Below are 12,241 nucleotides of genomic sequence, written 5' to 3' on the forward strand. Positions count from 1 at the left end.
CTCATTGCGGCTATACAGCTTTCACGGGACAAAAATTTCATTCATATAATTTTTTATGATTGTTTGGGCAGGAGGTTTACCTCCCAAAAGGAAGCCTCCTCTCAAGCATATCATTGTAAGCAATAACTAAAATAGATATAAGACACAGATAATTTACAGTAACTATTAGAAAAAAGAAAAGCCCTTTCCTCAGTTTGCAGACCACAGGAAAGAGCATAAGAGTCATTAATAATCATTAAAAACCTATTCAAAAATATGAAAAATATTTTTTGCAGGGGATCTATGTCCCTTGCTTTTACCATTGTGGCAGCGACCACATCCTTTGCCCAGAACAAATCTCTTAAAATCGGAGATTCGCTTCCTGAAAGTTTTTGGACAACACCTTTACAGGTTGTCAACCATCCTCAGAAAACCATTCATCTTTCAGAGGATAAAAACAAATTAATACTGATAGATTTTTGGAGTACCTGGTGCAGTGCCTGCCTGATGAGCCTCCCTAAAATTGAAACCTTACAGCAAAAATTTGGAAACAAGGTGAAAATACTTCCTGTAAGCAGTCAGGATAAATCCGCTTTGGACAAATTCTTCGCTTCTTCAAACGGAAAGAAGTATAAAAGTATGATGTCCACTTATGAGGATAAAGCACTTCACAGTCTTTTCCCTCACGCAGGTGTTCCATTCATCATATGGATCAAGGACGGAAAACTATTCAACTCCACAGACGCAGGACAGCTCACTGAACAGACCATCAAGGAGGTACTGAATGGAGATAAATCATCTTTGCAGACCATTATCCAAATGGACAGAGCAAGACCATTGATGCTATCTGAAGATTATGGCCGTCAAAGAAATGTCCAACTCCTCAATTATTCATTCTTTGCCAAAGGACAAATCCCTGACATTGGTGCAGGAGGAACTTATCGTAAAACAGCATCAGGAAAAATTCACGGCAGACAGTTCACCAACCAGCCATTATGGGATATATATTATCCTATAGGATACGAGCTTATCAAACAACAGGATAAAATATCTTTCACGGAAAAAAGGATAATTATCGATGTCAAGGAACCAAAACAATTAATGCTGATAGAAAAAGCAGACGGTTCAAATGATGGAACAAACCTTTATAACTATGAGTTCATTATTCCCGAACAGAAATCTGACTCTCTCTACACTTATATGCTGGAAGACCTCAATCGTTATTCAGGTTATAGCGTAACCTTTGAGAAAAGACCTGTACAATGTCTCGTTCTTGTAAGAACAAGTACCAAAGATAAACTGGCAACCAAAGGAGGTGAAAAGCGTTCCACCTTTCCACAAACCCCATCCATCCTTAAAAATGTACCGCTTAAAAATATGGTCAATATGCTGAATGGTGAGATTCCCATCACGGAATTATTTATCGATGAGACAGGATACACGGGCAATGTTGATCTGGAGGTTTCGGGAGTCAAGGATATTGTCAGCTTAAAAAAAGAGCTTCAGAAATACGACCTTGACCTCATCCCTCAGGAACGTCAGGTTTTGATGATGGTCATTAGAGACCAACGGAATTAAACATTCCACCGCTTGAAAAATCATTGAATTTACATTAATGCAAAACTATATCAGACTATGAAGAAATTATTAGTGCTTCCTGTCCTATGTTACTGTGTGCCTATAATGGCACAGCAGATGTTTACAGGAAGTGTTATCGACGAAACAACCCGCTTACCTGTATCAGGAGCAACCATCGCTATTCAAAACTCCAAAACGGTTACGACTACGGACAGGTATGGAAATTTCAGTCTTACCACCAATGACAAAAAGATTAATCTTGTGATACTTGGAAGAGGTTATGAAGAAAAGATTATTGTATTAAAGCTTCCTTTGAAAGAACCTTTAAAAATCAATTTATCCGAAAAGGTAGCCCAAATTGATGAAGTGGTACTCACAACAGGGTATCAGAAAATCCCTAAAGAACGTTCCACCGGTTCTTTCTCATCCGTGAGTAATGCAGCTCTAAATACACAGGTTTCCACCAATATCCTTGACCGTTTAGCTGCTACAGCCAATGGAATCGTTATCAATAAAGGAACATCACAAGGAGGCTCACAGATTATGGTCAGAGGATTAAGCACCATTCAAGGACCTAAATCACCTTTGATTGTCGTAGATAACTTTCCTTATGATGGCGATATCAGCAATATCGACCCCAACATTGTTGAAAACATTACAGTCCTTAAAGATGCTGCCGCATCAAGCATCTGGGGAGCAAGAGCCGCCAACGGTGTGATTGTCATCACGACCAAAACAGCAAAATATAATCAGCCTGTGACGGTTAATTTCAACACGTACTTAATGACCAGTCCCAAGCCTGATTTCAATTATCTGAAAACAATGTCAAGTTCTGACTTTATTGATGTGGAACAGGAACTATTCAAGAAGAATTTTTACAACACCGATATCAATTCCACAAGTCATCCTGTATTATCTCCTGTGGTTGACCTTTTGAATAAAGAAAAGAAAGGATTGATTTCATCCGAATATGTACGAAATGAAATAGAGCGTTTGAAAACGATTGATTCCCGTGACCAGTTCAGAAGATATATGTACCAGCCTTTGGAGAACAGACAGTATTCACTGAGTATGGTTGGCGGAGCTCCTCAGTTTTCTTGGACTTCATCTTTAGGGTATGATGACAATATCGGAAATCTCGGAGAAAAATACGAACGTGTTAATCTCCGCTTCCAGAATACCTGGCAACCTCTAAAGAACCTGACTTTAAACACAGGAATCTTCTTTATCCATTCAGCGACCCAAAGCGGGCGCAGTGCTTTTGGAAGCATTATTATGAAAACCAATTCGGTTCCCTATATGGAAATGGCAGACGCATTCGGAAATCCGTTGGCAGTTTCAAAATCGTATGAGCAGGACTATAAATCAGCATTAGGCAACGGAAAATTACTGGACTGGAATTATTATCCGCTTACCGATTGGGAGCACAATACTGCTAAAAGCAAAAGTTCGGAAATCATTCTCAACGCAGGATTGAACTATAAACTACTAAAAGGATTGGATGTTGATATAAAATATCAGTATCAGCGAACCACAGGATTCTCCAATACAATGTATTATGAGGGAAGTTACTTTGTAAGAGATTATGTGAACAGATTCACAGTCATTAATTCCGACGGCAGTCTGACCTACAATGTACCCAAAGGAGCGATAGTAGATAAGACCAACTCGCAATTGCTTATTAACAACTTTAGAGGGCAGTTGAATTTCAATAGAAGCTTTGGCAAACATCAAGTTTCAGCCATTTTTGGAAGTGAAGTAAGGGATTCGAATTCACAGTCGAGCAATAACCGATATTATGGTTATGACCCTAACAACCTTTCCTTTGGAATGGTAGACCTCAGCAAGAGATTCCCAATTATTGCAGGAGGTACAGCCTTTATCGATAATCTGAATTCTTTGAGAGAATCGACCAATCGTTTTGTATCGGTCTATGCCAATGCAGCCTACACCTATGATAACCGATATACCGTATCGGGAAGTGCCCGCCGTGATGCCAGCAACCTATTTGGATTGAAGACCAATGACCAGTGGAATCCTTTCTGGTCGGCAGGATTTTCTTGGAATGTAGGAAATGAAAAGTTCTATTCTGTGAGCTGGCTTCCGAATCTGAAGTTAAGAGGTTCTTATGGTTACAACGGGAATATCAATCCTGCGATGGTTGCCGTAACAACAATTGCATTGTTAGGTGTTTCAACCTACACTCAGGAGCAGATGGCAAGATTTGACAATTACTACAATCCCCAGCTTCGTTGGGAAACGGTCAGAATGGTGAATGCAGGATTGGATTTTGCAACCAAAAATAACCGAATCTCACTTTCAGTGGAGTATTTCCAGAAGAAAGGAGAAAATCTTTTCGGACAGGTTCCGTTGGACTATACCATTGGAATAAGCAGTCTTGTATGGAATGTTGCAGGAATTGAAGGGAAAGGCGTTGATGTGGAACTCAAGACCATTAACATCAATAAATCCTTCAGATGGCTTACCACCATTAACTTCAGTACCTACAAAGATGAAGTGACAAAATATTATCCTAGCAGTACTATGGCAAGGAATTTTGTACTTGCCTCTGTCCCGATTTCAGGAATTGAGGGATTGCCTGTGTATTCGATGTTCGGTTACCAGTGGGCAGGACTAGACCCTCAGACAGGTGATCCAAGAGGTTATCTTGACGGAGAAGTCAGTAAAGATTACGCCAACATAATGGGAGGTGATGTCAAAGACCTGCAGTATTTTGGTTCTGCTGTACCTACTGTTTATGGTTCTTTCACGAATACATTTGCCTATAAACAATTAAGCCTTGATGTCGGAATTACCTATAAGCTGGGTTATTATTTCAGAAAACCATCCATTAATTATACGAGCTTATTCAGAGAATGGAACGGTCACAGCGATTACGAACAAAGATGGCAGAAACCGGGCGATGAAGCTTTTACCAATGTGCCTTCCAATCTCTATCAGACGAATTCCAACAGGGATGCATTCTATTCAGGCTCTGCTGCACTTATTGAAAAAGGCGACCACATCCGTCTGCAGTACATCAATCTCGGATATGAGGTCAGCAAAAGACAATGGCAAAGTTTGCCGCTCAAAAGTCTTCAACTGTTTGCCAATGTGAGCAATCTCGGAATACTCTGGCAAGAGAGCAAAAGTGGAATCGACCCTGATTTCAATTTGGGAAACAACACCTTAAAACCTCCTATGACCTTTACCTTAGGATTAAAAGCTAAATTTTAAAATCGATAGAAATGAGAAAAACTAAAATACTTTTAATATCATTATCATTAATTCTAATCTCGTTTGGATGCAGTGATTTTTTAGACGAGAAGTCTGACCTGAAATTGGCAACTCCCGATAGATTGGAGGACAACCAGATGCTTCTCAACAATTATGGTTTCTTAAATGTGGAGTTTGCATCAAGTGGAGAAACGAGTTCGGATGACTACTATCTTACAGATGCTGATTATGATGGCTTAAGCTTCGAAGAATCCAAACGTCTTTACACTTGGATGCCGGATATTGTAGCCCCTCCCATTGAATCAGGAAACGATTGGTCTACCTGCTATAGAAGTATATATATCTGCAATGCCGTTTTGTTTAACATGCAGGATAAGAATTTTACAGGTGAGCAGGCAGATAATATCAGAGGTCAAGCTTTGGCACTTCGTGCTTTCCGATACCTGGATGCCGCTCAGATATGGTGTAAGGCTTATAATCCACAAACCGCAGGAACCGATTTAGGGCTTCCGCTAAGACTTGACCCTGATATGAATATTCCGTCGGTACGCTCAACAGTCAAGCAGACCTATGACCAGATCATCAGTGACCTGCAGACTGCAATACCATTGCTCTTACCTAAGCAGATTTCAGGGATGCGCATATCGAGAGCCGCTGCTTACGGTTTATTGGCTCGCACTTATCTTTTTATGGGGGATTATGACAATGCGCTTTATAATACTCAGCAGGCGCTCAGCATCAATAATGACCTGATGGATTTTAATACGCTGAATCCCAATGCTGATTATCCCATTGAGGAAATGAATAAGGAAGTTCTTTTATGGACAGCACTAACTTACGAATCTCATTTAATGCCTGCAAAGATTCCAGACCATATTTATCAGATGTATGATAGCAATGATTTACGAAAAACTATGTTTTTCAATAAGAATGCAGATAATGAAGTTTTATTCAAAGGCTACTACAACAATGTCAATGGACCATTAGTGAGTGTGGCAACTGATGAACTTTATTTAATGGCTGCCGAATGTAATGTAAGACTGAATAAGGTTCTGGAAGGTATGGGGTATCTCAACAACCTGCTTGCCAAAAGATGGAAGACAGGAACTTATGTTCTGATAACAGCCGGTTCACAAACAGATGCTCTGAATATTATTTTAAAGGAAAGAAGAAAAGAGCTTTTGATTCGTGGACTAAGATGGTCTGACCTAAAAAGGTACAATCGTGATGGGGCGAATATTACATTGACCAGAACTGTGAACGGGCAAACCTACACTTTACCACCCAATGACCTGCGATATGCAATAGCAATTCCTGAGGATATTATTACTCTTACAGGAATGCCTCAGAATCCAAGATAGAAAATAATAGGGTTGACAATATTTTGTCAACCCTACTTTTTAATACTGATTGAAAGGACTATTATTGTCTTCTTTCACTAGGATGAATAGCAAGGACCTGGGGATTAGTTAATCCTCCAATCACATCAACCAGGTCTTGTCCCTCAGGAACTGTGATTGTACAAGGTTTATTTCCTGTTGTCAGACAAGATGAACCTGCTCCCTCTGCCCAGTTGGACACATTAGAGAATGCACCAGCCGCAACACTGTTACTATTATAAAAATATTGCATTGGTTCTGCCTTTTTTTCGATAATTTTAAAAGACATCACTGAACCTGTAAACATAACAGCAGCAATAGCTACCGCATTGATTTTCAAAAATTGATTAATTTTCATTGTTATGGTCTTTTTATACATCAAAAAAGATTACCTTAAAAACTTTAGAAACCTGTCTGAGAAGTACGAAGAGTAGGTTGAAAAATTAATTATACCCATAGATTAACGAATCTTGTCGTACCAAAATATCCCATTCTACATATTCCCAAACAAATTGTTGTTAATAAATTCATTTTAGAAATTTTGATTGTTAAACAGCTTTCGGCTGTCTAATTTTAAGGTTAAATATTAATAACAAATTCCAATCATAAACATCCGTAAATAATTACGGTAACATAATTACTCAGCAGGCCTGCTGTATTTTAGATTTAAACCTAAACCAATAATTGAAAGAATGACACAACCAATATTAAAATACAGATGGTGATGCCAGCTCATCTTTTCCAAAATTCCTCCGCACGAACAAGGAAGATTATTACTTGTACTTAGTATTAAAGCAATATATCCAGTAAAGATGAGCATCAAAACAAAACTTCCTAACAGTCCTATATTTCTTGTTTTTCGATAGCATAATAATCCTGCAATAAGAACTTCGGCAATGATTATTGTGTAAGGGAGGAATTGCAAAGACCCATTCAACAATGGTGATGCTGAAATCTGAACTTGGAAATTCTCAAAATCCAATACCTTACTTATAGCGGCATAGCAGAAAAGAATAACAAAGAAAATGCTTACCGCAAATGGTATTATTTTTTTTAAATATTTCACGACATTCGTTTTTTTGTTGACAGTATTTCTTTGTAATGTGTATGTCTATTTTACTTACAATTACTGATCAAATGTAATACAGAAATTCAACAGAAAAAATGATTTGTAATGCCTGTTTCCTATGTCTGATGCCAGTTTATAAACTGATCCTCTGTATCAAAATCTCAGAGTGGCATAGGCATATGCTGTAGTTTTTTTCATAAAAGTGATTATAAGTTAGATTTAAATATTGTGCTCAAAAAGACAAATAATGCTTATTCATCACATCAAATGTTATTTTGTGTAAATAAGAACAGTGATGATGGCATTTTAGTTCTGTAGTTTACAAAACAGTTGGATATTCCATAAAAAATAATGTAATTTTATAAAAGGTTATAATAAAATGAAGATAACGTGCAGATGTTCAGGTTGTTTATATTGCTATTGGTTTCCACTGCGGAATTATGGGTTGCGCAGAGCACAGACAATGTGGCCTATCATCAGATTAGAAAAAAGTATGATCGCCAGAAGGTTAATGATACTACAGCACTTTCTTACGTTGATCTTTTAATTGCCCTCGCAAAAAAAGAAAAAAATTATTCTGAATTAACTTATGCATACCAAGATGCCCTGAATTTTGAGCCATCAGGATACCACAAAAAGCTGTATGCAGACAGTGCAATAACTTCCGCCCAGCATAGTTGCAATAACGATTTTATTGCCTCTGCTTATCTTGGAAGGGGAATTGTGTCTTACTATAATTTTAAAGATTACCAACCTGCATTGGATGATTATCTTAAAGCGTTATCCTACGCCAGACGTAGCACTAGCCCATACGTAAAGTATAAGGTATTATATCATCTGGGTGTAATGAAAAGTTATCTGGGATATTATGATGAGGCAGTTAGTCAATTTAAGGACTGTTCTGCTTTCTTTAAACAGGAGATTTTGAAAAATAATTCACCAGATATCCTGTACAATATGCGCAAAGGCTATTATAATAGTTTACATCAGCTTATCTATAGCTACCAGCAAATGGGAGATGATGATAGCGCCGACCGCTTAATTGAAATTGGCAACAAGGAAATACCCCAAAATTTAGATTTTGTCCAATTAAGGAGCTATTTTCTTAAATCTAAAGGCATTTCTGAATTTCGTAAAGGAAATTACGAGCAAAGTATTGCTGATTTTAATCGTGCACTTCCGGAACTACTCAAAGTAAATGACTTTGCCTGGGTATCAGTGATCTACTTTTATCTAGGAAAGAATAAATTGGCTCGGCACCAGCAGCAAGAATCTTTTAGTTTTTTTAGAAAAGTAGATTCCATTTATCAGAAACACTTTTTTTTCTTTCCTGAGCTTACGGAAAACTATAAAATTTTACTGAAGAATGCCCGTAAAAAATCAAATATAGACGAGACATTATCTTTTGCTGATACCCTCCACGAAATTGAAAAAATAAACATAGAAGACAGACATTACCTTTCTACGAGGTTTGAATTGGAAGAGATAAATATTGAATATTCCAGTACTGCCCAACGTTACAGGAGCATCCTCGCTGGTGTTGTAGCTGTATCTATGCTCTTATTTGTGTTCATAGTCAACACTTATCTGGAAAAGAAACCCGAGAAAACATACGATGTGGTCTTAGCGGGTGTGGGTATTGATATTGAGGAATTAGAAACGGATGTCTCGCCACCAAAATGGACGTTGAGTGCAGAGATTCGCAACAGAATTCGGAAAAATCTACAAAAATTTGAAGACGAAAAAGAGTTTTTGAAACCGAACCTGAGTTTGAAAAAAATTGCAATAAGAGTAGGGACAAATCCTAATTATCTATCTTCCTACATTAACACAGAGAAAGGAATGCATTTTAACCGCTACCTAAGTGACTTGCGCATCAAGTATATTGCCGAATTGCTTGCAGAAGATCCTATAACAGCTCATCAGAAAACCGAAGTTCTTGCCAAATTATGTGGAATTGCCTCCCGCTCCAACTTTCTAAAACTGTTTTTAGAGATCTATGGAATGTCGCTGCAAGAGTATCAGCATCAGTGCAGAGAGAAGTTTGCTGCTAATGACAGATTTTAGGATGGATGTCTAAAATACTCTTCAAATCGTAAAGTTTTCTTGTATCTACATTTTAGACATTGCCTAAATCAATTTCATAGATTTTATCTGATTCAAGAGATTGAATGAAATTGAAGCGAAGTGATTATTATGTAAATTTGATAGCTAATCTTTAATTATAGAATATGCTAAGAAGCCTAGGTGTTTTTTCAGATTTTGAACTGCAATTATTTAATCAAAATACTAAAACTAAAACCGTTGAAAAAAATGAAGTCCTTCTTTCTGAAGGAGAAATTTCAAAATCGATTTTCTTTATCAAAACCGGAGCTCTTTTTCAACTTCAAAAAATTGATGATGAAGAAAAAATTATTGATTTGAATATTCAAGATGATTGGGTTTTCAATTTTGATAGTTTGACGAATCAAATTCCTTCCAATATAATTATAAAGTCATTTGCTAAATCAGAAGTTGTAGAATTAAAACTAGAAAACTTACACAAACTGATTTCGATTTCACAAAATTTCTTACAACTCAACAAGATTTTCAATTCGTTGTCTACCAAAATTCATATTTATGATAGCAATTTGAATCCGACTGAAAAATATGATTACCTTCTAAAAAATAAACCTCAAATCATTAAAATTTTTCCATTGAATATGATTGCTTCTTATTTAAAAATTCGCCAAGAAACTTTAAGCCGAGTAAGAGCAAATGTGATTTTTTGATTTCAATCAAGTGTTGTTTCAAACTTAATTATAGAAATTTGAAAGAAAAAAATGATTACTGATATTATTGCAAAATTGCCAATGAGGCAAAAAGAACTTACTCTAAATTTTTATAAAAAACTAGGTTTTAACGTTTTCGGAAATGAGTTTGATAATTACTTAATACTACAAAGAGATAAACTGCAATTGCACTTTTTTGAATTTAAAAATCTTATTCCAGACGAAAATTACGGACAGATTTATATCCGTACAACATCCATTGAGGATTTGTTTAACAAATTCATTGAAAATAAAGTTCCAATACATCCAAATGGACATTTAGCTGAAAAACCTTGGGGACAAAAAGAATTTTCTATCCTTGACCCCGATAGCAATCTGATAACTTTTGGAGAAACATTGAATTAAAAAGTTCTAGAACATTAATTATGCGAATAGCTTTTACAGGTTCACATAGAGTTGGAAAAACAACTTTGGCAGAAGAGATTGCTGAAAGTTTACCTGATTATGAATTTATAAATGAGCCTTACTTACAACTTGAGGAAGAAGGATGTTTGTTTTCAGAAATACCGACGTTGGAAGATTATATGAAGCAATTCAATTTTTCGGTAGAACAGCTACAAAATAGTGATGACAATGTAATTTTTGACCGTTGTCCATTAGACCTATTGGCATACATTTATGCAATTAGCAAAAGGAAAAATATATCAACTCTTTACGAAGAAATGACCTCGACAATTGCTGAAATTGACCTCTTGATTTTTGTTCCTATAGAAAAAGTCGATTTAATAGGTTGTCAAGAATCAGATTTGCCCAATCTAAGACACGAAGTAAATGATATTTTAGAAGACTGGATTGGAGATTTTAGTAATGAAATTCTTGAAGTAAGCGGAACTTTAGACAACAGGAAAAAGCAAGTATTGGATAAGATGCTTGATATGGAAAAATAAAAGCTAACCAGCGAGATGCTATTAATCTGATATTTAACCTGTATCTATTTTCAAATTATTGCCAAATATTGAGTGTACAAAATTTGTACACTCAAATTAAAAACCTGTATAAATTTTATACAGTCAAATTACAAACCTGTGTAAAATAGATACAGGTTAATCTTAAACCTGCGTAAAAAAGATGCAGGTTACGAATCTCTCCTTTTCATTCTTTTTTATTTCTAAAGCAGAAATTTGAAAAAATACTAATAATCAATATTTTAAGTATTTATTTCAGAGCTCTGAAAAATCTGAGTTTTAGTACAGCAAGATGTGTCTTTGTATATACAAACTTTTCAAGTTTTACATCCAAAGACTCTCTTGCCTTTTTTGCAAAAAGGGGAAAAAACTGCGGAACTTGTTTTTTTGTTTTCCTTGAAATCAGGTTTAAGATTCCAGATTAATCCAGTTTATTCTTTTTTAATCTCCAAAGATTCCAGAATCATCCAGATTCTTCTTATGTAGCCCAGCCACGATCAACACTATTGTTTTCAAGATTTTGATGCTCCAACTTTGCAGAAGAATTTTTAATCAAAAAGTAAAAAAGAAATAACTATGATAGTAAATCTCATCACAAAGGAAGACCTTAAGGAATTTAAAACCGAGTTATTGGAAGACCTTAAGAATTTATTCAATATCAAAGTTTCTGAGCAGAAATTATGGTTACGTTCATCAGAGGTTAAAGAACTTTTAAAAATCTCTTCCGGAACATTGCAAAACCTTCGTATTAATGGAACTCTGTCTTATACACGTGTCGGAGGGACTTTATACTACAATTACAAAGACATCGAAAAGATGTTAAATGGCAAAGGATAATCATTAGTTCCGAAACAACCGAAAATGAATTATATAAAACATCTCACAGGTTTCTACGAAAAGGTGGCTCAGGACAAAACGCTTAATCCTACGCACATCAGTCTCTACTTAGCATTATTCCAATTCTGGAATTTCAACCGTTTTCGAAATCCGGTCAGTATTTCTCGAGATGAAGTGATGCGAATCAGTAAAATCCATTCAAAAGCCACCTATCATAAATGCCTGAAGAATTTGCATTCTTCGGGCTATATTGATTATCAGCCGTCTTATAATCCATTTGTAGGAAGTCAAGTTTTTATGTTGGATTTTGCTGGGGAGCTGAGATGTATTCCTAAGCAGAAAAAAACGTAATAGTAAATTGCAATGGGCGGAAAATAAATATTCTTAATAATTTAAAATATTCTTAATAATTATTTTAATCAAATC

The 12,241-nt window shown here is 36.1% G+C and carries 11 protein-coding genes; 9 read left to right on the forward strand and 2 right to left on the reverse strand.

Annotation, left to right across the window (positions count from 1 at the left end):
• Positions 1 to 255 precede the first annotated feature (255 nt).
• Genes CEY12_RS01245 through CEY12_RS01255 form a run of 3 tightly spaced genes read left to right on the forward strand, consistent with a single transcriptional unit; the run spans position 256 to position 6,155 of the window.
• The gene (locus tag CEY12_RS01245; protein WP_089025962.1) at positions 256 to 1,557 is read left to right on the forward strand and encodes a TlpA family protein disulfide reductase; all 1,302 of its coding nucleotides are present in this window, start codon (positions 256 to 258) and stop codon (positions 1,555 to 1,557) included.
• Positions 1,558 to 1,614: 57 nt separating this feature from the next.
• Complete coding sequence (locus tag CEY12_RS01250) at positions 1,615 to 4,794, forward strand: SusC/RagA family TonB-linked outer membrane protein (RefSeq protein ID WP_089025963.1); 3,180 nt, start codon at positions 1,615 to 1,617, stop codon at positions 4,792 to 4,794.
• 11 nt (positions 4,795 to 4,805) lie between these two features.
• The gene (locus CEY12_RS01255; protein WP_089025964.1) at positions 4,806 to 6,155 is read left to right on the forward strand and encodes a RagB/SusD family nutrient uptake outer membrane protein; all 1,350 of its coding nucleotides are present in this window, start codon (positions 4,806 to 4,808) and stop codon (positions 6,153 to 6,155) included.
• A gap of 61 nt (positions 6,156 to 6,216) precedes the next feature.
• Here CEY12_RS01255 and CEY12_RS01260 read toward each other — a convergent pair whose 3' ends face one another.
• A complete protein-coding gene (locus CEY12_RS01260) occupies positions 6,217 to 6,531 on the reverse strand; it encodes a hypothetical protein (protein ID WP_157676727.1) in 315 nt (104 codons plus the stop codon).
• 279 nt (positions 6,532 to 6,810) lie between these two features.
• Positions 6,811 to 7,239 carry a MauE/DoxX family redox-associated membrane protein gene (locus CEY12_RS01265; protein ID WP_157676728.1) on the reverse strand — a complete coding sequence of 143 codons (429 nt, stop codon included), beginning with the start codon at positions 7,237 to 7,239 and terminating at the stop codon, positions 6,811 to 6,813.
• Positions 7,240 to 7,638: 399 nt separating this feature from the next.
• Here CEY12_RS01265 and CEY12_RS01270 point away from each other — a divergent pair, with 399 nt between their 5' ends.
• The 6 genes from CEY12_RS01270 to CEY12_RS01295 all read left to right on the forward strand — a co-directional run bounded on the left by CEY12_RS01270 (position 7,639) and on the right by CEY12_RS01295 (position 12,166).
• The gene (locus tag CEY12_RS01270; RefSeq protein WP_089025967.1) at positions 7,639 to 9,309 is read left to right on the forward strand and encodes a helix-turn-helix domain-containing protein; all 1,671 of its coding nucleotides are present in this window, start codon (positions 7,639 to 7,641) and stop codon (positions 9,307 to 9,309) included.
• Positions 9,310 to 9,473: 164 nt separating this feature from the next.
• Positions 9,474 to 10,013, forward strand: a complete 540-nt coding sequence (locus CEY12_RS01275) for a Crp/Fnr family transcriptional regulator (protein ID WP_089025968.1) — start codon at positions 9,474 to 9,476, stop codon at positions 10,011 to 10,013.
• A 51-nt stretch (positions 10,014 to 10,064) separates the two neighbouring features.
• Complete coding sequence (locus tag CEY12_RS01280; protein ID WP_089025969.1) at positions 10,065 to 10,418, forward strand: bleomycin resistance protein; 354 nt, start codon at positions 10,065 to 10,067, stop codon at positions 10,416 to 10,418.
• A gap of 20 nt (positions 10,419 to 10,438) precedes the next feature.
• Complete coding sequence (locus CEY12_RS01285; RefSeq protein ID WP_089025970.1) at positions 10,439 to 10,960, forward strand: AAA family ATPase; 522 nt, start codon at positions 10,439 to 10,441, stop codon at positions 10,958 to 10,960.
• Positions 10,961 to 11,554: 594 nt separating this feature from the next.
• Positions 11,555 to 11,815: a helix-turn-helix domain-containing protein gene (locus tag CEY12_RS01290; RefSeq protein WP_089025971.1), complete on the forward strand. Its 261-nt coding sequence runs from the start codon at positions 11,555 to 11,557 to the stop codon at positions 11,813 to 11,815.
• Between the two features lie 24 nt (positions 11,816 to 11,839).
• Positions 11,840 to 12,166, forward strand: coding sequence for a hypothetical protein (locus tag CEY12_RS01295; RefSeq protein ID WP_228409764.1), 327 nt, complete (start codon positions 11,840 to 11,842; stop codon positions 12,164 to 12,166).
• The last annotated feature ends 75 nt before the right edge of the window (positions 12,167 to 12,241 follow it).

Source organism: Chryseobacterium sp. T16E-39 (genome assembly GCF_002216065.1).
Lineage (GTDB): Bacteria > Bacteroidota > Bacteroidia > Flavobacteriales > Weeksellaceae > Chryseobacterium.